The 22588-nt window shown below is 48.0% G+C and carries 39 protein-coding genes and 1 pseudogene; 35 read left to right on the plus strand and 5 right to left on the minus strand.

Annotated elements, in window-relative coordinates:
• Positions 1-123 precede the first annotated feature (123 nt).
• Together CD000_RS03155 and CD000_RS03160 are read right to left on the minus strand one after the other, a co-directional pair.
• A complete protein-coding gene (locus tag CD000_RS03155) occupies positions 124-822 on the minus strand; it encodes a helix-turn-helix transcriptional regulator (RefSeq protein WP_096224859.1) in 699 nt (232 codons plus the stop codon).
• Positions 823-927: 105 nt separating this feature from the next.
• Positions 928-2115, minus strand: a complete 1188-nt coding sequence (locus CD000_RS03160; protein ID WP_012748853.1) for an IS701 family transposase — start codon at positions 2113-2115, stop codon at positions 928-930.
• A gap of 283 nt (positions 2116-2398) precedes the next feature.
• On the opposite strand from CD000_RS03160, the pseudogene CD000_RS03165 reads away from it, so the two are divergent.
• Positions 2399-3109, plus strand: a pseudogene (locus CD000_RS03165) (ATPase, T2SS/T4P/T4SS family); the annotation flags it as partial.
• Positions 3110-3136: 27 nt separating this feature from the next.
• On the opposite strand, the gene CD000_RS03170 reads toward CD000_RS03165, so the two are convergent.
• Both CD000_RS03170 and lexA read right to left on the minus strand, forming a co-directional pair.
• Positions 3137-4588, minus strand: coding sequence for a recombinase family protein (locus tag CD000_RS03170; RefSeq protein WP_096224860.1), 1452 nt, complete (start codon positions 4586-4588; stop codon positions 3137-3139).
• 59 nt (positions 4589-4647) lie between these two features.
• Positions 4648-5268 carry a transcriptional repressor LexA gene (gene lexA / locus CD000_RS03175; RefSeq protein WP_016062780.1) on the minus strand — a complete coding sequence of 207 codons (621 nt, stop codon included), beginning with the start codon at positions 5266-5268 and terminating at the stop codon, positions 4648-4650.
• A 157-nt stretch (positions 5269-5425) separates the two neighbouring features.
• Between lexA and CD000_RS03180 the strand changes: the two genes are divergently transcribed.
• Genes CD000_RS03180 through CD000_RS17995 form a run of 4 tightly spaced genes read left to right on the plus strand, consistent with a single transcriptional unit; the run spans position 5426 to position 6242 of the window.
• Positions 5426-5629, plus strand: a complete 204-nt coding sequence (locus CD000_RS03180) for a helix-turn-helix domain-containing protein (RefSeq protein WP_016062781.1) — start codon at positions 5426-5428, stop codon at positions 5627-5629.
• Positions 5630-5661: 32 nt separating this feature from the next.
• Positions 5662-5826, plus strand: a complete 165-nt coding sequence (locus CD000_RS18385; protein WP_158225532.1) for a hypothetical protein — start codon at positions 5662-5664, stop codon at positions 5824-5826.
• Positions 5801-5980, plus strand: coding sequence for a hypothetical protein (locus tag CD000_RS03185; RefSeq protein ID WP_096224861.1), 180 nt, complete (start codon positions 5801-5803; stop codon positions 5978-5980). The genes CD000_RS18385 and CD000_RS03185 overlap by 26 nt, the downstream gene beginning before the upstream one ends.
• Before the next feature lie 49 nt (positions 5981-6029).
• On the plus strand, positions 6030-6242 hold the full coding sequence (locus tag CD000_RS17995) for a hypothetical protein (RefSeq protein WP_143425220.1): 213 nt from the start codon (positions 6030-6032) through the stop codon (positions 6240-6242).
• Here the strand turns inward: CD000_RS17995 and CD000_RS03190 are convergent.
• On the minus strand, positions 6202-6630 hold the full coding sequence (locus CD000_RS03190; RefSeq protein ID WP_096224862.1) for a hypothetical protein: 429 nt from the start codon (positions 6628-6630) through the stop codon (positions 6202-6204). The two genes, CD000_RS17995 and CD000_RS03190, sit on opposite strands and share 41 nt — an antisense overlap.
• A 72-nt stretch (positions 6631-6702) precedes the next feature.
• Here CD000_RS03190 and CD000_RS03195 point away from each other — a divergent pair, with 72 nt between their 5' ends.
• The 30 genes from CD000_RS03195 to CD000_RS03330 form a co-directional block, all read left to right on the plus strand.
• A complete protein-coding gene (locus CD000_RS03195; protein ID WP_096224863.1) occupies positions 6703-7485 on the plus strand; it encodes a Rha family transcriptional regulator in 783 nt (260 codons plus the stop codon).
• A complete protein-coding gene (locus tag CD000_RS03200; RefSeq protein ID WP_096224864.1) occupies positions 7482-7778 on the plus strand; it encodes a hypothetical protein in 297 nt (98 codons plus the stop codon). Before CD000_RS03195 ends, CD000_RS03200 begins: the two co-directional genes overlap by 4 nt.
• A gap of 476 nt (positions 7779-8254) precedes the next feature.
• A complete protein-coding gene (locus CD000_RS03210) occupies positions 8255-8452 on the plus strand; it encodes a hypothetical protein (RefSeq protein WP_233130383.1) in 198 nt (65 codons plus the stop codon).
• A gap of 78 nt (positions 8453-8530) precedes the next feature.
• Complete coding sequence (locus CD000_RS03215; protein ID WP_096224866.1) at positions 8531-9010, plus strand: siphovirus Gp157 family protein; 480 nt, start codon at positions 8531-8533, stop codon at positions 9008-9010.
• Positions 9007-9603 (plus strand): ERF family protein, encoded by a 597-nt coding sequence (locus tag CD000_RS03220; protein WP_096224867.1) that lies wholly within the window; start codon positions 9007-9009, stop codon positions 9601-9603. Before CD000_RS03215 ends, CD000_RS03220 begins: the two co-directional genes overlap by 4 nt.
• Positions 9600-9737: a hypothetical protein gene (locus CD000_RS18390; RefSeq protein ID WP_158225534.1), complete on the plus strand. Its 138-nt coding sequence runs from the start codon at positions 9600-9602 to the stop codon at positions 9735-9737. The genes CD000_RS03220 and CD000_RS18390 overlap by 4 nt, the downstream gene beginning before the upstream one ends.
• Positions 9730-9945, plus strand: a complete 216-nt coding sequence (locus CD000_RS03225) for a hypothetical protein (RefSeq protein ID WP_096224868.1) — start codon at positions 9730-9732, stop codon at positions 9943-9945. The genes CD000_RS18390 and CD000_RS03225 overlap by 8 nt, the downstream gene beginning before the upstream one ends.
• A complete protein-coding gene (locus tag CD000_RS03230) occupies positions 9935-10693 on the plus strand; it encodes a DnaD domain protein (protein ID WP_096224869.1) in 759 nt (252 codons plus the stop codon). The genes CD000_RS03225 and CD000_RS03230 overlap by 11 nt, the downstream gene beginning before the upstream one ends.
• Positions 10693-10953 (plus strand): replicative helicase loader/inhibitor, encoded by a 261-nt coding sequence (locus CD000_RS03235; RefSeq protein ID WP_096224870.1) that lies wholly within the window; start codon positions 10693-10695, stop codon positions 10951-10953. Before CD000_RS03230 ends, CD000_RS03235 begins: the two co-directional genes overlap by 1 nt.
• A complete protein-coding gene (locus tag CD000_RS03240) occupies positions 10950-12200 on the plus strand; it encodes a replicative DNA helicase (RefSeq protein ID WP_096224871.1) in 1251 nt (416 codons plus the stop codon). Before CD000_RS03235 ends, CD000_RS03240 begins: the two co-directional genes overlap by 4 nt.
• Positions 12184-12633 carry a hypothetical protein gene (locus CD000_RS03245; RefSeq protein ID WP_096224872.1) on the plus strand — a complete coding sequence of 150 codons (450 nt, stop codon included), beginning with the start codon at positions 12184-12186 and terminating at the stop codon, positions 12631-12633. The genes CD000_RS03240 and CD000_RS03245 overlap by 17 nt, the downstream gene beginning before the upstream one ends.
• Before the next feature lie 179 nt (positions 12634-12812).
• The gene (locus CD000_RS03250; RefSeq protein ID WP_233130384.1) at positions 12813-13226 is read left to right on the plus strand and encodes an HNH endonuclease; all 414 of its coding nucleotides are present in this window, start codon (positions 12813-12815) and stop codon (positions 13224-13226) included.
• Positions 13227-13251: 25 nt separating this feature from the next.
• Positions 13252-13737 (plus strand): single-stranded DNA-binding protein, encoded by a 486-nt coding sequence (ssb, locus tag CD000_RS03255; RefSeq protein ID WP_096224874.1) that lies wholly within the window; start codon positions 13252-13254, stop codon positions 13735-13737.
• Between the two features lie 117 nt (positions 13738-13854).
• A complete protein-coding gene (locus tag CD000_RS18645) occupies positions 13855-14040 on the plus strand; it encodes a hypothetical protein (RefSeq protein ID WP_233130385.1) in 186 nt (61 codons plus the stop codon).
• 9 nt (positions 14041-14049) lie between these two features.
• Positions 14050-14286: a hypothetical protein gene (locus tag CD000_RS03260; RefSeq protein WP_096224875.1), complete on the plus strand. Its 237-nt coding sequence runs from the start codon at positions 14050-14052 to the stop codon at positions 14284-14286.
• An 84-nt stretch (positions 14287-14370) separates the two neighbouring features.
• Complete coding sequence (locus CD000_RS03265; protein WP_096224876.1) at positions 14371-14580, plus strand: hypothetical protein; 210 nt, start codon at positions 14371-14373, stop codon at positions 14578-14580.
• On the plus strand, positions 14564-15094 hold the full coding sequence (locus CD000_RS03270; RefSeq protein WP_198962477.1) for a hypothetical protein: 531 nt from the start codon (positions 14564-14566) through the stop codon (positions 15092-15094). Before CD000_RS03265 ends, CD000_RS03270 begins: the two co-directional genes overlap by 17 nt.
• A 15-nt stretch (positions 15095-15109) precedes the next feature.
• The gene (locus CD000_RS03275) at positions 15110-15442 is read left to right on the plus strand and encodes a hypothetical protein (protein WP_096224877.1); all 333 of its coding nucleotides are present in this window, start codon (positions 15110-15112) and stop codon (positions 15440-15442) included.
• 34 nt (positions 15443-15476) lie between these two features.
• Positions 15477-15965, plus strand: coding sequence for a dUTP diphosphatase (locus tag CD000_RS03280; RefSeq protein ID WP_096224878.1), 489 nt, complete (start codon positions 15477-15479; stop codon positions 15963-15965).
• A gap of 2 nt (positions 15966-15967) precedes the next feature.
• The gene (locus CD000_RS03285; protein WP_096224879.1) at positions 15968-16279 is read left to right on the plus strand and encodes a hypothetical protein; all 312 of its coding nucleotides are present in this window, start codon (positions 15968-15970) and stop codon (positions 16277-16279) included.
• Between the two features lie 9 nt (positions 16280-16288).
• Complete coding sequence (locus tag CD000_RS18395) at positions 16289-16444, plus strand: hypothetical protein (RefSeq protein ID WP_158225535.1); 156 nt, start codon at positions 16289-16291, stop codon at positions 16442-16444.
• Positions 16441-16731 (plus strand): hypothetical protein, encoded by a 291-nt coding sequence (locus CD000_RS03290; protein ID WP_096224880.1) that lies wholly within the window; start codon positions 16441-16443, stop codon positions 16729-16731. Before CD000_RS18395 ends, CD000_RS03290 begins: the two co-directional genes overlap by 4 nt.
• Positions 16732-16748: 17 nt before the next feature.
• Complete coding sequence (locus CD000_RS03295) at positions 16749-16973, plus strand: DUF3310 domain-containing protein (protein ID WP_096224881.1); 225 nt, start codon at positions 16749-16751, stop codon at positions 16971-16973.
• A gap of 48 nt (positions 16974-17021) precedes the next feature.
• On the plus strand, positions 17022-17432 hold the full coding sequence (locus CD000_RS03300) for a hypothetical protein (RefSeq protein ID WP_096224882.1): 411 nt from the start codon (positions 17022-17024) through the stop codon (positions 17430-17432).
• 1 nt (position 17433) lies between these two features.
• Positions 17434-18228 carry a thymidylate synthase gene (gene thyA / locus CD000_RS03305; RefSeq protein WP_096224883.1) on the plus strand — a complete coding sequence of 265 codons (795 nt, stop codon included), beginning with the start codon at positions 17434-17436 and terminating at the stop codon, positions 18226-18228.
• A 15-nt stretch (positions 18229-18243) separates the two neighbouring features.
• Positions 18244-18675 carry a transcriptional regulator gene (locus tag CD000_RS03310; protein ID WP_096224884.1) on the plus strand — a complete coding sequence of 144 codons (432 nt, stop codon included), beginning with the start codon at positions 18244-18246 and terminating at the stop codon, positions 18673-18675.
• A 143-nt stretch (positions 18676-18818) separates the two neighbouring features.
• Positions 18819-19580, plus strand: coding sequence for a helix-turn-helix domain-containing protein (locus CD000_RS18990; protein ID WP_233130386.1), 762 nt, complete (start codon positions 18819-18821; stop codon positions 19578-19580).
• A 715-nt stretch (positions 19581-20295) separates the two neighbouring features.
• Positions 20296-20682: an HNH endonuclease gene (locus tag CD000_RS03320; RefSeq protein WP_096224885.1), complete on the plus strand. Its 387-nt coding sequence runs from the start codon at positions 20296-20298 to the stop codon at positions 20680-20682.
• A 133-nt stretch (positions 20683-20815) separates the two neighbouring features.
• Positions 20816-21310 carry a phage terminase small subunit P27 family gene (locus CD000_RS03325; RefSeq protein ID WP_096224886.1) on the plus strand — a complete coding sequence of 165 codons (495 nt, stop codon included), beginning with the start codon at positions 20816-20818 and terminating at the stop codon, positions 21308-21310.
• On the plus strand, positions 21307-22588 hold a 1282-nt coding region (locus CD000_RS03330), incomplete at its 3' end, for a terminase large subunit (protein ID WP_198962478.1). The genes CD000_RS03325 and CD000_RS03330, both read left to right, overlap by 4 nt.

The raw sequence follows: 22588 nt of genomic DNA on the forward strand, positions 1-22588 counted from the left end.
CTTTACTTATTATAATGTACAATGATTGGGAATGTAAATAACGCTTTCGGACAAGTGGTAAGAAATGATGCCAATGCCGGCCGTTGCTTGCTTCAGACAAAAAAGAAGGAAGGAGGGACGCTGTCACGGACGGATGATGATGCGGTAGGCGCAGCGGTGGCTGCCTTCCATCATATTTTCCGTTTCCGTTACTTCAGCACCGGCAAACAGCGTCTCGACCATTCCCTCCAAAAAAGCGTGGTGCATGCCGCAGACGGTATCAGGTGCTTGCGCGGCGATTTCTTTGAACGGGCAGTTGAAAATATCGAGGTATAGCACTCCTTTTTCTTCATCATAGTGCAATTGCGGCAAAAATCCAGCCGCTTCGGCCGCCTCTTCCATTATGGCGATTTTGTCCGCTATGGTGAGCGCGCTCGCTGTGCCGTTATGCGGCAAACGGCTGGCGATGAGCTCACGGCCGAACCGCTTTCCTGTTTCACGCAACGCCTCGCTTCCAATGGGACCGAGTTTGGCCATCGTTTGAATGGCGATGCGGGCGAGGAGTTGATAATCGCGGAACGGAAAATACAGCCCGATCACTTCGTCGGACAGGCGGTACAGCCGGCTCGGCCGCCCGCCTTTTCCCGTTTTTTGCGTATCCGATACGACCATGCGAACGTCTTCAAGCTTCGTTAAATGCAAGCGGGCAACGTTTGGATGGATATGAAATTTTTCTGCGATTTCTTGAACAGAAACTTCGCGATGCACTTTTGCCATATATTCATAAATATGAAATCTTGTCGGGTCAGACAATACGCTTGTGATTTTCAGCGTTTGTTCCATTGGTTTCCCTCCTAAATGAATCATTGATATGGTTATTATGTTACTGTAGATGAGCATTTTTCATTACAATAATTTCCATGGTTAGAGAGACAAACAGGGTACCCCTTACGCGATACGGAGCTGTTTTTTGATCACATCAATGGGAATATCTTGCTTTGCAGCGTCATAAATGAACTCGACGACGCTGTGGTCTTTCCGCGACCGAAGAAGCTCCAGCCCGGTGGAGAGGTTTTGGCGGGATTCGGCGATGCTGTACACGCAGGCCAACAGCACCACCGCCCAATACCGTTTCACCGCCCGAATGTGGCGAACGCGGTATCCATCCAGCTTCAGTTGATCTTTCGCCTGCCGGAAAAAGCACTCGATCGTCCAGCGCTGGGCGTAGTAACGCAAGATGTCTTCGTCCCCGAGTTCCCGGTCGGTGCTCAAGATGCAATGAAGATGTTCCGGCGCCATCGGCTGATCCGCCTTCCAAGCCAGCAGCACCACCGCGTCATCGAGGCCATGGATGGCCCCCTCATAGCGATACACGCGATAACGCTCCTGCCCCACCGTGACGAGGCGGGTGTCTTTGGACTCGATATAGCGGGCAAACTGCTTGGCTTGGATGGCGATGCCTTTCGGGTAGAGAATCCGGTTCGTCTTGAGCATCGCGATGACATGGAATCCCTGTTTCAGACAGGCTTCGATGAGCTTTTTGGACGGATACCACGAATCCATGAGCACATACACCGGCTGAGCCCGCTTCACCTTGAGCGAGGAAAGCATCTCGATCGCCAGGTCGATCTTGCTTTTTCCCGCTTTCTTGTCATACAGGCGGAACGCAAATGGGAACGCCTGCGTGAAGGTGTGCACCATCAGCCAAACGAGCGAATGCCCCCAGACCGATTGATGATCTTTATGCGAGTAGTGCCAGTCGCACCCTTGAATGGCGTGCACAGCCCGTGACGAAGGCTTTGTTTTTTGGCAAATCGTATCATCAATCGAAACAAAAAGGGGTTGATTCTTCCGTTTGGCCAGTCGTTCGACCTGGGAAAGGATCCACTCTTGAAGCTTCCCAAGCAGCCTTTCCTCGTTCCAAGGGCTTTTCGTGAAAAAGTGACTGAGCGTCGTTCGATGATTCGGATGAAAGCTCCAGTAATGAATATCAGTCAATGTTCCCGAGAATCCCTTGGTGGTCAAGGCATCGACAATATGAATGAGATGCTTGATGACCGGTTTGGAAAGCTGCAGCGTCAACCCCAGCGTGAAGAAAAACTTGTGGATTCCTTGGTGATGTGCTAATCTATTCATGAGACATGAACCTCCTTGTGGATAGTTGGTGGTACATCTATTCTAACCAAGGAATCGGGTTCATGTCTCCTTTTTTGTTTAGTTGTCAATTTATGTCAGTGAATTTGCTCATCTACAGTTATGTTATTATAATGAAATCGTCCAAAGCGAGGAATGATTTTTGTCACTATTGGCAGTGAGTGGACTGACATTCAAAAAAATTTCACAAAAAAGCTGCGCCAAAAGCAGGATAACGACTCATGCTCGTCGAAATACAAAGCAGTCTGTCGAAAGGAGGGAATATGTGCTGAACGAGATCGAACAAACGGCAAACCGCCTTCTCGCCGAAGCGGTGCAGCGCCGCGCCTCGGATCTTCACCTCGTTCCGCGCCGCCGCGATGCCGCTGTTCGTCTTCGGCTTGATGGCATGCTTGTCGACGTTGGCGTGCTTTCGAAGGAAACGGCGGAACGTCTCATCGCCCACTTTAAATTTTTAGCCGGCATGGACATCGGGGAACGACGCCGTCCGCAAAGCGGCGCCATGGAAGTGGCTGAGTTTGGGGAAACGGTGTATTTGCGTTTATCGACATTGCCGACGCTCTACGATGAAAGCCTCGTCATTCGGCTTCTGCCGCAGCGCTTCTCGCTGCCGCTTCGCGAACTATCTTTATTCTTCCGCTCCACCGCACGATTATTTTCCTTCATGCAGCATCCGCAAGGGCTTGTGCTGTTGACCGGCCCGACGGGGTCGGGAAAAACGACGACCCTCTACACCCTTCTTGATCTTTGCCAAGCTGAAAGGCAACGCAACATCATCACGCTTGAAGATCCGATCGAAAAACAGAACGAACGATTGTTGCAAGTGCAAATCAATGAAAAAGCAGGCATCACATACGCCGCCGGGTTAAAAGCGGCGCTGCGCCATGACCCGGATGTGTTGATGGTCGGCGAGATCCGCGATCATGATACGGCGGCCATTGCCATCCGTTCAGCGTTGAGCGGCCATTTGGTCATTATAATAAGACCATAAAAATATAAAAAATTATGTGTAGAACTGGATGTCAACGATTTTGACGCAGTCAGCCCTTCGTTCGCCAATTTTGTCAAACGTGATTTCTTTTACGAATGTTTGCAGCAATAGTTTCTTTTCTGTTGGCTCTAAGTGTTCCCAGTTGAGTCGAAGGTTTTTAATCACTTCTTTAATTTCTTCGATAGGTTTTTTTTCAGACGGTTTGATATTCTCGAGTTCTTTTCGCAAAGCCTCCTCTTTTTCATTTTCCTCTTTCATTCGCAAGGCAAAATCCTCGTCGCTAATCATATCGTTAGCCCAAGCGTATTGCCATTTTGTGCGCCGCTTTTCAATGGCTTTTAACTCGGCTTGTATCCGCTCGACGCGTTCTGTCTCGTCTTGCTCTTGCGGAAGCTCTTTTAAAACGTCATCGATAACATCGTGATCCACATCCATGTTTTCAAAATAAGCTAGCAATTGTTGTTCCATGAATCGCTCGGCCATATATGGAAGATCGCACGCACCGAATTTCCTGCTCGTGCAATAGTATGTTTTGGTTTGGTATATTTTGTCCCCACGCTTTGTCGTTCCCCATTTTCCGGCTAAACCAGAGCCGCAACGGGCGCATTTTGCAACCGTCGAGAAGATAAAACCACTTGTCGCGGCGCGTGGGTGGGAGAATTTCCGTCTGTTTAGTATTTGTTGGGCTTTTTCAAACAGTTCTTTAGAGATAATAGCGGGAACAGCATTTTCAATTTCAAAATAACTGTCTTGGTTCACTCGGTAATTGTATCGCATTGTCCCGATATAGACAGGGTTGGTTAATACGTATTTGACGGAATGATCCCGCCAAATTGCACCCGCTTTTGTGAGCAGGCCTAAACGGTTCAATTCATTTGCTATTTTACTCATCCCTTTCCCGGACACATACAGCTCAAAGATTTTCCGCACGACAGCGGCTTCCTTTTCATTAATGACCAACGTGTCGTTTTCTCGATTAATGTCATATCCGAACGGGGCGATATTCGGCACCCATTTCCCTTGACGTGCCTTCTCTTGAAGCCCCATCCGTACTCGTTCAGCTAAGTTTTCACGCTCCCATTGAGCGAGCGCCGCCACAACCGTTATGAACATTCTGCCCATCGCTGTTGTGGTATCGTACACTTCAGTTGCTGATTTGAACTTACAATTATGCTTCTCGAACAATTCAAGCAGCTTATACAAATCAGAGACAGAACGTGTTAGGCGATCGAGACGATATACAAGGACGCAATCAATCAGGCCTTGTTTGATATGCCGGATCATCCGTTTCATTTCCGGTCGTTCCAAATCCTTCGCGCTGTACCCGTCATCTATATACATGTTCACAATGTTCCAGCCTTGTGATACGCAATAAGCAGTGAGCTTTTCTTTTTGAGCCGAGATCGAATACCCCTCCCGCGCTTGGTCTTCCGTGCTCACGCGGATATACAATGCGGTTCGCATACCTGTTCCCTCCTAAAAAAGATGGGCGAGCCGTCGCCCGCCCGTCTAAATTTCTAGCGCTAGAAATTTAGGACTACTTTTTTCAGTTTGCCTATGATCCTTACATTTTTCATATCGTCTTTATGCAGGATGATAGGCTTGTACGCCGGGTTTTCGCTTTGTAGAATAATAGTATCCCCGGATTTATACACTCGCTTTAATACGGCATCGTCGTCGATTAATACGGCGGCGATGTCTCCATTTTCTACATCGTCCTGGCGGCGGATAAGAAGAAGGGAGCCGTCTGTGATATGGGCGTTAATCATGCTGTCGCCTTTCGCGCGCAAGAAAAAGTATTTACCGCCCTTTATCCAGCTTTTCGGAACTTCTTCGTATCCCTCAATCGTTTCATAAGCAACTGTACCGTTTCCACAACTGATCGCCCCGACAATCGGCAGTTTTTCTGTTTCGTCTGTAAATTCGACGACGTCTGTCCCTTCGTAAAGGTCGGCCGGATCGACGTCCAGCGCTTCAGCGATCGCCAAAACTCTGTCGTTAATGATCCGTATTTCTCCCGTTTCGTAACGCCTAATCGTCTTTTTGGTAAGACCCACTCTATTTCCTAACTCTTCGGCACTCAACCCTTTCATTTTTCTGTATTTTTCAATGTTTTGTCCCACTTTTTTATAAAAATCGTTCATTTCGGTTCACCTCCTTCCTGTATTTATTATAGACGTTATAAGACACTTTGAAAATATTTTTTTAAGGAAAAGTGTCTTTTTGTGTTGACTTTGTTTTTTGAGGATGATATGATGAAAGTGTCATATAAAGACACAAGAAAAATGTGGAGGTGATACAATGAAACTTCACTTATCGCCAAAGGCATTAAGGGTGAACAGCGGGTTGACTCAAAAGGAGGTTGCTGATTACCTAAACATGTCTTTGACTCAATATAAAAGACGTGAAAACGGGAAAAGCCGTTGGTATGCCGATGAATTGTACCGATTAGCCAAACTGTACAATGTTGATATTTCAGTTTTTTTTCCTGAAAAAGTGTCGTGATAAGACACTGATTGTGAAAGGTGGACTGATGTATGAACCGACCATCCCGTGAAACGATGAAGCGCATCTACACATTTTTTCTCCGTACATCCGTCCCGCGCATCATCGCTAAAATCGAACGCGGTGAACTGACATGGGAAGAAGTGACTGAAAAGAAGGAGGTGAACGATCATGAAAAAGCTGCCAAGCGCGTATGACTTCGCCAAGCTTGAGGAGGCGATCGCGTTCTACGCAAAAACCGTCGCGGAAGTGATGAAAAACCGCGACCGGAGTATGCACGACGAACTCATGCGATTCAAGCGCGAATTGCACGAGCGCATTGATCGCGAATACGATCCGGCTGCCCTGTGAGGGCATTCTTTTCAGAAGAAAAGTGGACAAGCAGGGGAGGGAAAATGAAATGAATATCGAGCAACGGATTGCCGAATTAGAAGCGCGTGTTTCTCGTCTTGAAAAAGAAGCCACCGAGAAGGAAGTTGTCGTTTCCTTGCAACTCGATGGCAAAGAGATAGCGAACCAATCCGTAGCAGCAAAAATCCAAGATTATTATATCGGACGACAAAGTGATAGATTTAAGCATCTAGGTAATAAACACCAGACGAATCGCAAGTGACGCCAGGTATTAACGAACACACAATTTGACTTGTTTCGACTTCATCGCTGACTGAATAAAAATGATGAACAAACTCTTCAACAATGCAAATTAATTTATACTTGTCATTCAAATCTTCCATGTTTTTATACAACAGAACAGCGGCGTTGAATTGAGAACCATACTGATTGTTATCGGGATATTGAATAGTGATCGAGTTAGCTCTGGTTACAAAAACGACGAGTTTGCGATGTCTACGGTCGTATGTATCGAGTTTCTCGATAATTAAATCCATCGCTTGGTGTATGAGCGATAAAAAACTGTCATCTAAATTAAAATCGGCAAGAAGTTGAAAATACTTTCTCTTGTTTTCTGTTAATTCGATATTTCTAAATCCTAAAGCTATCAAATTGTTCACCTCCTTCCATAGCCTCATTTCGACAAGAAGGAGGGAAATCCTGCAAAAGAGAGGGGAAGCGAAATGAACGATCTAGTTTTCGTCCAAAACGACGAAGTTTTGACGGACAGCTTAACGATTGCTGATACGTTCGGTAAGGAGCACAAAAATGTGAAGCGGGATATTGAGGAAGTAATCAGCAAGATCGGGGAACTGAAAAATGACGAAGAAGCGAAAAGATTAAGGATCAACTTCGATACGCTCAAATTTGAGCGCATTGAATACATCGATGTACGAAATAGAACGCAGACCAAATATCTACTCAATTTCGATGCTTTCATGCTTGTCACGATGGGATATACAACGCAACGCGCAATGCTCGTGAAAGTCGGCTATATTAATGCGTTCAATCGCATGAAAGAAGAGTTGCAACGACAAAAGCAACAAGCCTTCCAACCGAAAACGACGGCAGAAATGCTTCTGATGTACGCGCAACAAATGGTGGAGACGGAACGAAAGCTCAAAGCTTTGGAAGAAGACAATGCGCGTCAAAACAGCCGCATTGAGCAACTGGAAAACAAAATCGAGAAGCGCTTGACGGATGAGTTTGAAATGCAGCTGGTCACACCAACGCAGATCGGCAAGATGTTTGAACCGGCTATCTCCGGGAAAGAGGTCAACAAGCTGTTGCAACGGGCTGGTTTGCAGTGGAGAGTTGGCGGGGAGTGGGTGCCAACAGCCGAAGGCAAAAAATACAGCAGTTCTGAACCGATCCAACTTGAGAATGGGAAAATGGTGTATCAGCTGAAATGGCAACGCCGAGTGAAAGAGATCATCCAAGCTGAAATGGAGGTAGTTGTGAAATGAAACAACCAAACTACCAACCCCGGCAGGACGCCCTCAACGTCCTGCCAGGTGATATGAAACTAGCAGCTACACTGTTGGATTGTTGCGACTACGCCACCTTCCGCGCCCGCACGGCGATGTATTCAAATGACCTCGCGGAAGCGGAACGCTGGGTGAAGGAGTTCCTCCGTTGCAAACACGACTTGGACAAGCTTGTCGAGAGGAAGAAAGAGCATGACAAGCTCGTCCGACTTGTCGAGGAAATGCAGCGGAATGGTATTGACGTCTCTATTGTAGCACGGATGGACAAGTGAATACAACCGGAACTTGTTGGCAGGCCTAGCGCCTGTCGGTGGGTGCAGGAGTTTCCGTTTATCGGCCAAGTTGTCCTGTCCTCCTGCGCCGACTGTATGGCGTTAGAAAGGGGGTGAGACCGTGACAAAAATTGAGAAGCGCGCCATCATCGTTGAGATCGGGAAATGTCTCGATCGGTGTGTCGGGTGTCCCTATCGACGCGAGGAAGTCCATCCGGCTTGCCAATCGTGCAAGGTATACAAGATGATGAGGAGCCTGGCTGAAAGGTTAGAGCCGACACAAATCCCGACAGCTCCGGTCATATCGGAACGAGACGGGAAAGAATTCATCCAGCGGAAGTGGACGGAAGAAGAAGAGAATTTCCTGCGAGAATATGCACACATTGGGCCGATGAAGTTGGCTGAGTTGCTGGGGAGACCTTACTGCTCGGTCAAAGGGAAAATGGCCTACATGCGGAGAAAGGGGGTGCTTTCGGGTGGTCGAAAACGGCATGACCGTCAACGTCAAGTTTGAGGAGCCGCGCGTCATCGGCGAGTGCGCCGGATGCTACGGGGAGATCGTCGAGGGAGAAACCATCGTCGAGTTCCCGGACGGGCTGATGATTCACTATGACCGATACTGCGCGATGGCTTTCTGTTTGGAAGCTGGCGAGAGGAAAACCGTATGGAAATGACAATGCCCCGCTGGACCGCAGGGCAAAACAACAAACTTGGTTTATTCCAGTATACCACGCTCGAAAGGGGAAGGGAACATGAAACTCTATGAACTGACTGAAAATTACGCCAAGCTGTTGGAAATGGCCGAGGAAATGGATACCGATGCGATTGTAGATACATTAGAAGCACTACAGGAGGCGATCGAGGACAAAGCAGAAAACATCGCCAAGCTCATCCGCAATCTTGAGGCGGACGTCAAAGTTATCCGCGACGAAGAAAAGCGATTGGCAGAGCGCCGACAAGTCATCGAAAACAAAGTGGAACGGTTGAAATCGTACCTGCAGGAACAACTGGAAATCGCCGGCATTGAGAAGGTGAAAAGGCCGACGATCACCGTTTCCATCCGAAAAAATCCACCTTCTGTTGATGTGATTGACGAAACGCTGATCCCGGCCGATTTCCTCATCCCACAGCCGGCCAAGGTGGACAAAAGGGCCATCCTTGAACGGCTCAAAAACGGCGAGCACGTGCCTGGCGCGGCACTCAAGCAGACGAAAGGAGTACAGATCCGATGAAACGTTCAGAAAGCATTGCCAACATCGCATCGGCGCTATGCTATTTCCAATCGGAGTGCCCGGCGCCAAAAAAGACGGCGGTCAATCCGCATTTTCAGAGCAAGTACAGCCCGCTAGAGGAAATCGTCACCACGATCAAGCCGTATCTTGCCAAACACGGCCTATCATTCTTCCAGTCTACGACAACAGAAGGGGATTACATTTGTGTGACGACGTTACTCCTGCACACAAGCGGAGAATACATCGAGAGCGAGCCCCTCAAGCTCCCGATGGGCAAAGTCACGGCACAAGGGGCTGGAAGCGCTGTGACGTACGCAAGACGATACTCACTATGCGCGGCGCTTGGTATCGCTGCAGAAGACGATGACGACGCCAACGCGGCCGAAGCGGGCGTGTCACAAAAGGCGAGCGAGAAACAGCTCAACTATATCGACAGCTTGCTCAACAAAAAAGCGTCGGACAAGTATCCGAAACAAGCACTCTATGAACGGCTGAAAGAACAGATGGGCGTCACGCACGATATGGAGGACTGGACGATTGACGAGGCCAGCCGGGCGATTTCGATTCTGACAGGGAAGGGGCAACAAAAATGAAGATTATCTCACATCAAAAACGGCGTGAAGCGTTGAGATCGGTGAAAGAAGACATCGTCGCGATGTTGATTTTATGGGGCGTGCTCATCACGATCATGTTCCTTCAGTACGTGTGGGAGTGGTGGCGTGGCTAAGAAAAAACAAGTCGAAAAAGTGCACAAACCGGGGCTGGAGTATGAAGTCACCATCCCATACTGCTACACATGGCTTGCCCGGACAAAGCAAGAATACATCGGCTACGTGATGGGATATGTCCGGGCGTCCCATCCCGGTTTCAAACCGGTGCGCATTGAGAAAGGGAAAGCAATTTGCATCAAGGAGGAGCAAGACATTGGATTTTAAACAGCAAGTATATGATGTGATAGCTAGCTTTTCAGGACAAAATAACGTCATTGTAATTAACACTGCTTATGTTGATATGCTCGGCGACTTGGAATCAGCTTTATTTCTGTCGCAGGTGATTTATTGGACAGACAAGTCAACAAGGAAAGACGGGTTCTTTTACAAAACCGACGACGAATGGTCACAAGAATTAAGAATTTCTAAATACGCGATACGGAAGGCAAGGAAGAAGTTAGAAGACTTGGGCATCTTAGAAACAAAAGTAAAGAAAGCGAATGGAAATCCTACCGTCCATTATCGCCTGAATAAAGAGCGTTTTATCGAAATGGCAATTTCGTTTTTGCGAAATCGAAAAAACGATCATATCGAAATCGAAAAAACATTAACAGAGATTACTACAGAGATTACTACAAAGATAGATGATGATAAGCCAAACCCGTTCAAAGAGTATGAGCAGGCTTTTGGTCACTTACCACCATCCATCTTACAGCATGAGTTTAGCCAAATCATTTCAAGCGGACAGTTCCAAGAGCCGGAAGCCATTCTATGCGAAGTGATTAAGCGGGCTAGGGAACGGATGCCTCGGAATCCAGCAAAATATATCTCTTCCATCCTTAAAAACTTGGAATATATGGGTTTGTTCACCTTGGAGGCCGTCCGTGAATATAACGAGCTTCATGATCGGAAGACAAAACGGGTGGGAAGAGTCAAGAAATCGGCGGATGAAGTGAACTGGGAGGAGTTATGATGACACGGGACGAGGTAAAAACCATCTTCAAGATCCTTGTCTATGCGTACCCGCAATTTGAGGTTTCGTCTGAAAAGGTGGATATATGGCACGACTTGCTTGCTGACGAATCGTTTGAAACCGTCCTTAGCAACGCAAAAAAACATGTGAAGCAGAAGCCATTTCCGCCGACGATCGCCGACCTTTGCCGCAAGGAAGAAAGACCGCCTTACTACGATGAATATGTTTACGACCCCAACGCCGGGGAGGATTGGCCATGACGATCGCAGCGGAAAAGGCATTATTAGGAACATTTCTTGAGCATCAGTATCTCCTAAGAGACACGATTTTAAACGCTGAACAGCTAGAGGATGAGCGGCACCGCCGGCTATTTGAAACCATGAAGCGATTGGTTGCTCAAAACCAAGCGGTGGACATCGTGACCTTAGCGACCGTGGCGGATGTCGCGGAATTCGGTGGCGTCTCGTACCTAAATGAGTTGGCCGACTACGCCGACGAAAACAAATTCGAGCAATATGAGCAACTTGTCTTAGATGCGTGGAAAGACCGGGAGAAAAAACGCATCTTGACGAAGGCGGCACAGGAAAATTGGCCAATTGACCGCATTACGAAAGAATTGGACAAGCTCAACCAAGCCCGAATAGACGATCACTCATCCATTGTTGACCTGGCGGCCGAGGTTTGCGAGGCGCCGTGGATAGACACACCGCCCCGCCACGGCGTCCCCACCGGCATCAAGAAGCTAGACGAAATGACGAACGGATGGCAGGACGGAGAGGTAACAGTCATCGCGGCTAGACCGTCGATGGGGAAAACGGATGTTATGGACCATTTAGCAAAACAAGCCGGATGGCATGGATATTTGCCAATTATCTTTTCGTTAGAAATGCCTAAATTTCAGTTGCGCGACCGCTTTATAGCTTCAACCGGAGGGTACAACCGGAACAAAATGCGCGACCCATACCGGATGTTGTCGGACGATCAGAAAAAGAAATGGATGGAAGTGATCGGGCGATTGACGAAGACAAACATACAGATATTCGACGGCGCGCGGCAATCAGTAGCTGAAATGCGCGCGAAGGTTCGGAAGCTCATGCACAAGTACCCGGATAAAAAACCTGTCATCTTCATTGACTACTTAACACTGATTCGGCCGGCGCACTTTCATAACGGGAGCGCCCACCAGCAAGTGACAGAAATATCCAGCGATTTGAAGGCGATGGCGAAAGAATTTTCTTGCCCGGTCATCACCTTGGCGCAACTGAACCGATCAGTAGAACAACGGCAGGACAAACGTCCGGTCATGTCGGACATTCGGGAATCGGGAAGTGTGGAACAAGACGCGGACGTCATCATCTTCTTGTACCGCGACAGCTATTACAAGAGGGATTCCGACGATGACACGATGGAACTGATCGTCGCGAAAAACCGCAACGGCGCGACAGGAACGGTACGTGTTCGGTACAACAAGCACACAGGGGCGATAGACGATGTCTACCATACGTGATTTGCTCAAGGATGCAATGAAGGACGAGGTGAAGGTTCTTGTTTATGCGATTCGTCATTTCTTGTCTGCCGGAAAATTACGATATGACGACCCGGCGGACAAATTAGACGAAGTGCTTGCCCAGGCGACAGAAGAGGACAACCGAGCGATCGGTAAGCTGTTTGAGGAAAACCCGTTAAAAATTGATGAAATCCATGTATACGCAATGAAGATTGAAAACGGACGTTTTGCTTTCGTCTTTGCGAGAAACGAAGAAGAAGCTACGCACTTTTTCTGTTGTGTTTTTCAGCAATGGCCGAAAAACTGCCATCAGTACCCGATGGACTTTCCGATGGCCGTGGGGGTTCGTTTCCGATCGTTTCGAGAATTGAAAAGGGAACACGCCGAATTTCCGGCGCTGGCCGGCATTTACGAAAGGGAGGTGAAAGCTTGAACCTATCACACGAATTCCATCCTGCGCCAAAGCCGACCAAGCAAAGGAAGGACAAGCCTAAGCCGCGGGTGCGGGAGAAGAAGCCAAAGAAGCGGAAGGGGAAGGTTCAGACGTATAAAGGCCGCGTTATCCCGAACCGGAAGGCGCGCGGGAGCGTGAGCAAGCGAGAGTACACGCGGATGGTGGAGGAGTTCGGAAGTGCCTGCCTTGTGTGCGGCAGTACATACAACATAGAAGCGCATCACGTCCGGTTCCGCTCGCAAGGCGGACGCGGGAAGTGGCGAAACCTCGCGCCGCTGTGCAAAATCCATCACCAACTTGCGCACCAGGATCGGGATTTTGCGGATTGGCTGCGACGAGAAAGAGAAGCGCGGTACGGCCTGTGGTACTGGGCGGATGAATACGACTTGTTCCAAGCCGGGCTGATACCCAACACAACGAAAGAAGCATTTGAAAAGTTTTTAGAAGAGGAGGAACGCCGTGCGCAAATGGTACGTGATCGTCCGTATCGAGAGAACGGCGGACGGGGAGAAATTGGTGATTGTAGAGACAACGGAGAGCAGGCCGGCAAAAGTGGACTTTGTGATTTTTGAAGAAAAATAGAGAGGAGACCTGAACATGATTAACCGAGTAACAATCGTGGGACGTTTAACCGCAGACGTGGATTTGAAGTATACAGCCAACGGAAATGCAGTCGCTTCCTTCACGCTGGCCGTACAACGTCCATTTGTGAACCAACAAAACGAACGAGAAGTTGACTTCATTAAATGTGTGGCATGGCGGAAAACGGCGGAAAATCTAGGAAACTACACGAAAAGGGGAAGCCTAATCGCCGTGGACGGGCGCATCCAAACCCGCAGCTATGAAAACCAGGAAGGCCGGCGCGTGTATGTGACAGAAGTGGTGGCGGACAGCGTACAATTTCTAAACCGCCAAGAAGGCGCACAGAGCGGCGATAGACAACAGGGGAAGGGTAAAGGTGCGGGTCAACAAAAAAACGCTTCTACGGGCGCGAGAGAGGCCTTCTCGAAGCCGCCGCAAGATGATGACCCGTTTTTCAACGGTGAGCCAATCGAGTTTAACGATGAGGATCTTCCCTTTTGAGTGCCGACACGAATATCGCTATCGCTATGATGACAATTGGTTCGAAATTGGCACGTGTGTGAAATGCGGACATAAAATCCATGTTCCTTTCTGACGGGCTTGCCAAGCGTAAAGGGGGTGAGCGGATTGGCGAAATGCAAAGGTTGTGGAAAAGAAATCGAGTGGATCAAGACACCGGCCGGCAAAGCCATGCCGGTGGATGTCGAGGTCATAACTGTAGTGACTACAAAAGGCGAAGTTGTCAAAGGGCATATCCCTCACTGGGCAACTTGCTCTGCGGCACGGCAATTCAAGAAGAAATAGGGGGTCAACATGAGTCGATACATTTATGGGCGGCGGTCATGGAGCGACCCATCCAGCAAATATGGTCTTGAACCGAACAAACTAGATGAGGACATAAGGTGCAACCTTGAACGATACGAGTCGAAGCAGGCGCGCATACACGAGACGTTAGAGCGCTTCATGACCGAAGATCCGGCGCGACAGGACGAGACGTTCGCGATGATACTCGAATGGGCGCGCGAATGGAAATTGAAAAATGCGCAGTAGACACATACTACTATACAAAAAGGGGGATGAAGTTGTCGGCGGAAAAACCTATTGCCATAAATGCCACTAGGAGGGGGAAAGCAGGTGAAATTATATAGAGCGTGCACATCCAGCGAATATCGAATAGCGCTGCAAAAAGAATTCCTCATCCGCCGACTGCTTGAGATCGGCATTGATGAGTACGAGGGTAGAGGCATACATGAATTGGAATACAGCGAGTTGAAAAAGATTTTGGTGTTGGAAGAAATTAAACGCTCGTGGATCGGAGGGAAAAATGATGAAACTGCAAATTAAAGTGAAACTTGGTGATCGGAGCGCTCAAATTAAAATCGACGACGTGACAAACGAGATTTTGGAACAACTTGTTTCAAAAATGTTCCAAGTGATCGGAGGAAAGTCGATTTTGATTGAACCGAAAATTAAAAAGAAATCGGAAGAAACGACAGTCGCATTCAAAGATAATGGGCAAACAGAAGTGTCATTGGTTGATTTGTTGCCGGAACAGCTTCGGAATTGGTATGAGGAGAAAAAGAAGGAAGCGGAAGAAAAAGGTGTTCCATCCTTCTGGGTCACGGGCATCAAATTTAAACAAGGAGTACCGCACTACAAAGCATTTTACGTCTGCCCGAACTGCGGCTTGCATTCTCGCCATTATGTGGCGGAGGGGACGACAGAAGTTGAATGCCATAACTGCAAAGCGCCTGTTGATATTTTTCCAGCTCAAGACGAACTGTTTAAAACAGATAAACGGGGATCGGCGACACGTTGTATCAGCGGATTGTTGAGCATATCAACACAATTGATGTGAGGAAGGGGTGAGAAGATGTTCAAAAACCTCAAAGGAAAACTACGATTGAAAGTCGCGTTTCTTTTAGATAAACGAAAAGATACTTGCTGGGCTGAATTGGTTTCGTGGGCAATGAAATTAAATTCAGATAATAAATTGCGAGATTGTATTCCGCCTAAAATCGGCGGTTCGAAATGGTATACGGGTGTAAGAAGATGCAGACAAGAAGCAAGGTTATGTGGCAGTTGCTATTGCAGGAAATTCGTTAGTGGACAGTATGCGGAAGACAGTCCAAGAAGCATTGTGGTGACAAGTGAAATCGAAGAAGAAGATGCGCCGGATGTCGTGTATATCACGTTCAAAGATTGATGTTTTCAATATTGTGCGATTGGAGGACTAAACAATGAATCTTCAAAAACTCTTTAAAATGCAACGCCAGCTCGATGAGTACATTGAGCAGGAACACCCGCGGCAAGAAGGTGAGGACAGGCTGGCAAAGAAAATCCTTGCGCTGATGGTGGAACTTGGGGAGTTGGCGAATGAACTGCCGGAAGTGTTCAAGTTTTGGAGCAATAAGAAAAACAATCGTGAAAAAGCCTTGAAAGAATACGTGGACTGCTTGCATTTCCTTTTGAGCATTGGATTGAGCGAAAATATTGGGACGATAGAATGGGAACAGATTGAACCGTATAAATCAAAATCCACTGTTCAACAGTTTATAGTCTTGTTTGAATATGCATCACTTTTACTTGAAGATATCACGGTATATGTCGACATTTGGAGTTCTTTCATCGGACTTGGCGAAATGCTCGGCTTCACATGGGAGCAAGTAGAAGAAGCATACATGCAGAAACACGCGGAAAACATCGCCCGGCAAGAAAGGGGGTACTGAATATGACAGAAGAACGAGTCGTCAGGCGTCTCGCGAGATGGATTTTACTTTGGGCCGAACTGCTAAAAAGAGCGCGTGATAGATCAGCTACATTGAATGAGTATCTAGACGTTGCGTACGATGCCTTGCAACTTGAAATTTTCGAATATGAGAGGAAGGGCCTTGAACAAGCGATAAAACACAGAAAGACGGCGTTGCGGTATACACATCACGATAAAAAAAGACGAGCAAACGAGCGACTACTCAAAACATATTGCGAGCGATTGGATGCTGTCGATGCGGAAATACAGAAAATCTTAGAAAAGTATGTGTGAGGTGGAACCATGAAGGAACGCCTGATCGAGTACCTCACCCGGCGCATCATCATGTACAGCCGGATGATCGAGACGGTTAGAAATGAAGTAGACCGGGAAAAATGCGTCATCGCGCAAAAGGTACTGAAAAGCGTGCTGGATGACGTGAGGGACGGGAAACTATGAGCGGACGGAAATCACGAAACAAAGGCCAACGTCGGGAAAGGGAGTTTGCGAAGTTGATTGAAGGGCGCAGAATTCCCCTTTCCGGCGCCCAAGAAGGCTTCGAGAACGATGTTGAAGGGTTAGGTATTCGGTGGGAGGTAAAGGCGCGGAAAAACGGCTTCCAGACGCTTTATAAGTGGCTCGAAGACGAGAGGGAGAAGCCGGACGCGCTGGCATTAAAGGCAGATCGGAAACCGTGGCTAGTGGTGTTGCCTTTAGATAAGTTTTTGGAGTTGATGAAAAAGTGAAAAGAGGAGGATAAATAATGCAACTATACGACCTAGACAACGTCAACCATCCGAATCACTACACAGTGGGCGGCATTGAGACATACGACTACATCGCAGCCAAGCTGACGCCAGAACAATTAGAAGGCTACCTGACCGGGAACATCATAAAATACATTAGCCGTTATCAGCACAAAAACGGCGTGGAGGACTTGAAAAAAGCGCGGTGGTATCTTGAGAAGCTGATCGCACTGAAAGAGTAGCAATAAAAACGGGCGGTGCATTACGCGCCGTCTGATGGAGGAAAGGGAATGAGCGAGAAGAAGAAGCTGAGCAAGACAGACAGACTCAATCAGCTATATGCCCAAGCAAGTCAACTGAACGACGATTTACCGGCTCAACTCATCAAGAAAATGGAGATATACGGTGACATATTGGAATTGATCGGGAGACTTTGGGCGGAAGCGCAAAACGACTGGCGGCATGCAGAAGCGATGCGACGAGAAACAATTGCAACTGTGTATAGTCTTGACCCGGAGGGGACGGTCAAGGACAAAGAGATGAAGGCGGAGATGGCCGCGGCGGAGTGGAGAAAGAAGGAAGCGCAATATGAGGCAGAGGCGTTGAGGTGGCGCAATGCGTACAATTCAGTGCAAGAACAGATACAGATCATGAAAAAGAAATATGAACACATGGTGAATGTGGCCAAAGGGGGCATTTAATATGCGGCAATATTTGCAGTTATTGGAGGATATTTTGGAAAACGGCGTTGAAAAAGAGGATCGCACGGGCGTCGGCACGCTGTCGGTGTTCGGCCGCCAGCTCCGCTTCAACTTACAAGATGGATTTCCGCTCGTGACAACGAAAAAATTGCATATCCGCTCCATCATTTATGAACTGCTTTGGTTTTTAAAAGGCGATACGAACGTCCGCTATTTGCAGGAGAATGGCGTGACGATTTGGGACGAGTGGGCGGACGAAAACGGCGATCTCGGGCGTATTTACGGCGCGCAATGGCGATCATGGAAAGGGGCGGACGGGAAAACGGTCGACCAAATCGCCTGGGTCGTCGAGGAGATCAAGAGAAATCCGAACTCGCGTCGACTGCTCGTGAACGCCTGGAATGTAGCGGAATTGGACGAGATGAAGCTGCCGCCGTGCCATTATGCCTTTCAGTTTTATGTCGCGAACGGTCGGTTGTCGTGCATGTGGCAGCAGCGCTCCGTTGATACGTTTTTAGGGCTGCCGTTTAACATCGCGAGCTACGCGTTGTTGACGCATATGATCGCCCAGCAGTGCGACCTCGATGTCGGCGAACTCATTTTCACCGGCGGCGACGTCCATTTGTACAAAAATCATCTGGAACAAGCGAAACTGCAGCTGACGCGCGAGCCGCGCCCGCTGCCGAAGCTCGTGATCAAACGGAAGCCGCCGTCTATCTTTGACTATGAATACGACGACTTTGAAATCGTCGGCTACGATCCGCATCCGGCGATTAAAGCACCGGTGGCGGTTTAAAAAGGGGGTTAATCGGTGCGGACAAAATTGCACAAAAATGTAGTACGCTACGTCGAACACAACCTGTACTACTATCATGAGTACATCCGAGAGATACAGCGACTGCGGAACGACATTTTGTACGGCGTCAAGATCACAACGGATGAAAACATTGGCGGCGGGAGAAGTAATCTCCCGTCCAGCCCGACGGAACGCAGGACGATTGAACTGCTGACGCACCGGCGGCTCGATACACTTGAACGGGTGACGGATGCGATCAAAACGGTGTATGAAGCGTTGCCGGAGGAAAAGAAGAAGCTCGTTCGGTTGAAATATTGGACACGGCCGCAGCGGTACACGTGGGACGGGATCGCCGAGCAGCTGCATGTTTCACGGATTACATGTTTGCGGTGGCGCGCCGAGATTGTGTATGCAATCGCCGAGATGTTAGGAGAGACGGACGCCTAAAAAAGGGCGTCTTTTTTTGTTGCAAAAAAAATCTAAAAAAAATTGTTTAATGTATTGAATACGTTACAAAGGTGTGGTATATTATAAGTGTAACGGATACGATACAATGCTTCCTCAAAAAACTTTTTGAAAGGGTGTCAAATATGCTGTTTACAAAACAGGTAAGCGAACCGATAAAAAACGCTGAAGTATTTGCGGACATTTTGGAAGATGTATTCTCTTGCATTCCGGGCGCATATGAATATGATGTTTTGTCTGACGAGCAGATTAACGGCTTGCACAAACGGACGGTTGAGATCACGGACGAATCGGGTGATAAGATAGCGGAAGTGGAAATTTATTGCTATCCAGTTGGCGACGAATATGCAGTTGAGGTGGAACTGCTTGACGGCAAACCGTCGGCGCTGTTTACGGTTTATACAGCGCAGGAGGCGGCAGAGAAATGGGGACTGGCAGAGGTAACAGTGCGGCAGTGGATTTATCGCGGAAAATTCCGGGCCAACGAAGCAAGAAAAAGTGCCGGGACATGGTTGGTGACGCATGATGGAATGGTTAGGGTGGCCGGAAAACTAAAAACCGAGGAGGAGATGAACATGTATTTGAGCGACAACCCGGTAGTGGATAAATATTTGCGGCTGGCATTACAAAACCCGGAAACGCCATTCATATACGATAATGCAAAGGTGTTCAACATTAAACGATTGTATGATTTTGTTGCCGATCATGCCAAGACTGAAAACATTGTGTTCGAGGAAGTGTTAAAAGAGGCGATCAACAGCGAGGGGTGCTATGAGATGCCTAGCTGGATGACAAGAAGTGGGAAGCCTGAATGTATCTACTTTGATCGGGAGGACGAAATTGACAACGAAACGTATGATGTGACCACAATAATCAAGTTTCGGTAAGCGTTAGAAAATGATACTATCATGATACTTTTGACGTGTTTTTCCATTGTATAATGATATTGAAGATGTCCATAGCCGATTCCTCCTTCTCCTGCTTGTCACCATCTTTCCTGCGGTGGCAGGCGGGGTAAAACTGAACTCTAGCTGTTTCCTCTCCACTCCGCCCGTTACCCACCGGACGATAAGTCCCTTTGCTATCGGGGTAGCGGGCGGTGCGATAACTACAATTGCCATTTACTTATAGTTTGTGGCTTGCAAAGGTTTAACGTTGTGCCCGGAAAACAACGTATTTCTACGTTTCCTGTCTCGTCGCAGGCCGAACAACGTCACTCCAAATGGGGTGGCGTTTTATTATTGCTCCAAATATGTGTTCTAACGAAAATATGTGTTAAATCAGAAAGCGAGGTGACAGGCATGGAACGATACGATGAGGAAGAAGAAAGAGCGAAAGAGGAATATGAGAAACATCCATGCAAAGGATGCTTATGGTCAAAATGGCAAGGGAAACAGATCGTGTCATGCCTGTTTCCTCGGTGCGTGAAGAAGGATGAACGCAAATGAGTGATTTTCTTATAGGTGTAGTAGTAGGTTGGTTATGCTCGTTAGCAGGAGTATTGATGGGGGTTATGCTGAACAGGAGGAATTAAGCAGCAATGAATGGATACGGTAAATAGAGTATCCGAATATCGGGTGTTTTTTTATTTGGAGTGATTTTATGCCGAGCAGACCGAAAAAGCCTTGCTCCGTTCCAGGTTGTCCGCACTTAACGCAAGGACGATACTGTGAGCAGCATAAGCATAAAGAACAACAAAGTAAAGCAGAACGACATCGGTATTATGATGAACATATTCGCGATCAGAAATCGCGTGAGTTTTACCACGGCAAAGAATGGCAGCGTGTTCGACGTGCGGCGTTGGTCCGCGATCACTATCTTTGCCAGCACTGTCTCACCAAGAAGCACATCACGCCGGCCGATGTCGTAGACCATATTGTGCCAGTGCGTGTAGATTGGAGTAAACGACTATCGCTCGATAACTTGCAATCGTTGTGTCACGCCTGTCACAACAGAAAAACAGCTGAAGACAAGAGAAAATACGGATAGGGGGCGGGGTAAAAAGTTATCCACAGGCTCGTGGATACCGCGCGCCCCCCTCAGCGTGCACAAAGTTCCCTTTTTGGCGTAAAAGGGGGTTAACAGTTTTTAGGGAAATTCCAAGCGAAAGGTGGTGTTGAACATGGGCCGACGTGCGAAGCCGGTTGACTTGATTTTAATTCAGGGGACAAAGCATTTGACGAAAAAGGAAATCGACGCCCGAAAGGAGGCCGAGGCGAAGCTCCGGCCTAATGATGACAAGGTGAGACCTCCAGGCTGGCTCGACGATGTGGCCAAGAAGGAGTTCAAGCGGATCGTGAAGGAGCTGAAAGAGATCGGGCTGGTCACGAACGTCGATGTAAATGCTCTTGCCTTGTACTGTGACGCCTATGCTAACTACGTTAAGTGCTCGCAGATTATTGAGGAAGAGGGGCTGATGGTGGAGTATACGAACAAGGCGGCTGAAACGAACAAGGTGCCTCACCCTCTCCTCACGAAGAAAAAGCAGTTGCACGAGCAAATGAAATCGCTGGCCGTTGAATTTGGATTGACGCCAAGCTCTCGGGCAAAACTTGCTTTACCAAAGGAAGAACCAAAGCAGCCGACTCCGTTTGAACAGGAGTTTGGCGAAGTATGAGTCTGAAGCAATGGCTTATTGATTACTCACATGACGTCATTGATGGTCGTGTGATTGCCTGTCAGAAACATAAATGGGCGTGCATGCGGTTCTTAAGAGATATTGAACGCGAGGGAACAGAAGATTTCCCTTACATTTTTAGTGAAACGAAAGCGATGCGCTTCCTCAAGTGGATGACGCTTTTTAAACATACAAAAGGAGTCTTGAAAGGGCAGCATATTCGACCTCACGAAATCCAAGTGTTTGTGTTCGGCAATATCTATGGCTGGGTGCATAAGGACACGGACTATCGGCGTTTTAAAAAGGCATATTGGCAGGTAGGAAGGAAAAACGCCAAGTCGCAAAGCTTGGCTTGTGTAGCCTCCTATGAGGCGATGGCGTTCGGAGAAAATATGTCAGAGGTGTACATTGGCGCGACGAAAACGGAGCAGGCGAGAATTGTATGGAAAGAAACAGAGGCGATGCTGGCCGGCTGCCCGGAATTGAAAGGGAAATATGAAGTGAAATACGGGGCGATCCATCACCTGAAAAGTCGGTCTATTATTCGGCCACTGTCCAAAGAGGACCGGAAGACCGGCGACGGTTTGAACCCTCAATGCGGCATTATTGACGAGTATCACGCCCATGAGACAGACGAGATTTACAACATTATCGACTCCGGCATGATCGCCAGGGCGCAGCCATTGCTGATGATCATTACGACGGCCGGCGCAAACTTGAACAATCCGTGCTATCGAAGTGAATATCAGTATGTTTCAAAGCTATTAGATCCGAACAGCCCCGTTGAGAACGACCAATATTTCGCGATGGTCAACGAACTGGATAAAGACGAGGACGGAAATTTGATTGACGACATTAAGGATGAAAAAGCATGGCTGAAAGCGAACCCGATTGCGGCTTCCTATCCGGAAGGGATTGAAAATATTCGTGCCAAACTCAAAGAAGCGCTTGAAAAACCGGACAAAATGGATGATTTTTTAACGAAAAACATGAATGTCTGGATCAACAAGCGGGAGCAAGCCTACATCTCGGCCGAACGCTGGGCGGCCTGCGGCGTGGAAAACCTGCCGGACATCAGTGGATTGGATGCGTATGTAGGCGTTGACTTGTCGGCCACGACCGACTTAACGAGCGTTTCTATCGAAATCCCTTTGAATGACGGCAAATTTGTCGTCTTGTCCCACTCGTTCATACCGGAAGAAAAGCTCGATGAGCGGGTCAAGACTGATAAAATGCCGTTCGATCAATGGGTTCGTCAAGGTTGGATCACCGCCACAC

The organism is Geobacillus sp. FJAT-46040 (assembly GCF_002335725.1).
GTDB classification, from domain to species: Bacteria; Bacillota; Bacilli; order Bacillales; family Anoxybacillaceae; genus Geobacillus; species Geobacillus thermoleovorans.

Bases quoted from the DNA above. Each gene is read 5' to 3' on its own strand.
- CD000_RS03155 (WP_096224859.1), bottom strand. From the start codon at position 822: ATGGAACAAACGCTGAAAATCACAAGCGTATTGTCTGACCCGACAAGA.
- CD000_RS03160 (WP_012748853.1), bottom strand. From the start codon at position 2,115: ATGAATAGATTAGCACATCACCAAGGAATCCACAAGTTTTTCTTCACG.
- CD000_RS03170 (WP_096224860.1), bottom strand. From the start codon at position 4,588: ATGCGAACCGCATTGTATATCCGCGTGAGCACGGAAGACCAAGCGCGG.
- lexA (WP_016062780.1), bottom strand. From the start codon at position 5,268: ATGAACGATTTTTATAAAAAAGTGGGACAAAACATTGAAAAATACAGA.
- CD000_RS03180 (WP_016062781.1), top strand. From the start codon at position 5,426: ATGAAACTTCACTTATCGCCAAAGGCATTAAGGGTGAACAGCGGGTTG.
- CD000_RS18385 (WP_158225532.1), top strand. From the start codon at position 5,662: ATGAACCGACCATCCCGTGAAACGATGAAGCGCATCTACACATTTTTT.
- CD000_RS03185 (WP_096224861.1), top strand. From the start codon at position 5,801: ATGAAAAAGCTGCCAAGCGCGTATGACTTCGCCAAGCTTGAGGAGGCG.
- CD000_RS17995 (WP_143425220.1), top strand. From the start codon at position 6,030: ATGAATATCGAGCAACGGATTGCCGAATTAGAAGCGCGTGTTTCTCGT.
- CD000_RS03195 (WP_096224863.1), top strand. From the start codon at position 6,703: ATGAACGATCTAGTTTTCGTCCAAAACGACGAAGTTTTGACGGACAGC.
- CD000_RS03200 (WP_096224864.1), top strand. From the start codon at position 7,482: ATGAAACAACCAAACTACCAACCCCGGCAGGACGCCCTCAACGTCCTG.
- CD000_RS03215 (WP_096224866.1), top strand. From the start codon at position 8,531: ATGAAACTCTATGAACTGACTGAAAATTACGCCAAGCTGTTGGAAATG.
- CD000_RS03220 (WP_096224867.1), top strand. From the start codon at position 9,007: ATGAAACGTTCAGAAAGCATTGCCAACATCGCATCGGCGCTATGCTAT.
- CD000_RS18390 (WP_158225534.1), top strand. From the start codon at position 9,600: ATGAAGATTATCTCACATCAAAAACGGCGTGAAGCGTTGAGATCGGTG.
- CD000_RS03235 (WP_096224870.1), top strand. From the start codon at position 10,693: ATGACACGGGACGAGGTAAAAACCATCTTCAAGATCCTTGTCTATGCG.
- CD000_RS03240 (WP_096224871.1), top strand. From the start codon at position 10,950: ATGACGATCGCAGCGGAAAAGGCATTATTAGGAACATTTCTTGAGCAT.
- CD000_RS03245 (WP_096224872.1), top strand. From the start codon at position 12,184: ATGTCTACCATACGTGATTTGCTCAAGGATGCAATGAAGGACGAGGTG.
- CD000_RS03250 (WP_233130384.1), top strand. From the start codon at position 12,813: ATGGTGGAGGAGTTCGGAAGTGCCTGCCTTGTGTGCGGCAGTACATAC.
- ssb (WP_096224874.1), top strand. From the start codon at position 13,252: ATGATTAACCGAGTAACAATCGTGGGACGTTTAACCGCAGACGTGGAT.
- CD000_RS03260 (WP_096224875.1), top strand. From the start codon at position 14,050: ATGAGTCGATACATTTATGGGCGGCGGTCATGGAGCGACCCATCCAGC.
- CD000_RS03270 (WP_198962477.1), top strand. From the start codon at position 14,564: ATGAAACTGCAAATTAAAGTGAAACTTGGTGATCGGAGCGCTCAAATT.
- CD000_RS03275 (WP_096224877.1), top strand. From the start codon at position 15,110: ATGTTCAAAAACCTCAAAGGAAAACTACGATTGAAAGTCGCGTTTCTT.
- CD000_RS03280 (WP_096224878.1), top strand. From the start codon at position 15,477: ATGAATCTTCAAAAACTCTTTAAAATGCAACGCCAGCTCGATGAGTAC.
- CD000_RS03285 (WP_096224879.1), top strand. From the start codon at position 15,968: ATGACAGAAGAACGAGTCGTCAGGCGTCTCGCGAGATGGATTTTACTT.
- CD000_RS18395 (WP_158225535.1), top strand. From the start codon at position 16,289: ATGAAGGAACGCCTGATCGAGTACCTCACCCGGCGCATCATCATGTAC.
- CD000_RS03290 (WP_096224880.1), top strand. From the start codon at position 16,441: ATGAGCGGACGGAAATCACGAAACAAAGGCCAACGTCGGGAAAGGGAG.
- CD000_RS03295 (WP_096224881.1), top strand. From the start codon at position 16,749: ATGCAACTATACGACCTAGACAACGTCAACCATCCGAATCACTACACA.
- CD000_RS03300 (WP_096224882.1), top strand. From the start codon at position 17,022: ATGAGCGAGAAGAAGAAGCTGAGCAAGACAGACAGACTCAATCAGCTA.
- thyA (WP_096224883.1), top strand. From the start codon at position 17,434: ATGCGGCAATATTTGCAGTTATTGGAGGATATTTTGGAAAACGGCGTT.
- CD000_RS18990 (WP_233130386.1), top strand. From the start codon at position 18,819: ATGCTGTTTACAAAACAGGTAAGCGAACCGATAAAAAACGCTGAAGTA.
- CD000_RS03320 (WP_096224885.1), top strand. From the start codon at position 20,296: ATGCCGAGCAGACCGAAAAAGCCTTGCTCCGTTCCAGGTTGTCCGCAC.
- CD000_RS03325 (WP_096224886.1), top strand. From the start codon at position 20,816: ATGGGCCGACGTGCGAAGCCGGTTGACTTGATTTTAATTCAGGGGACA.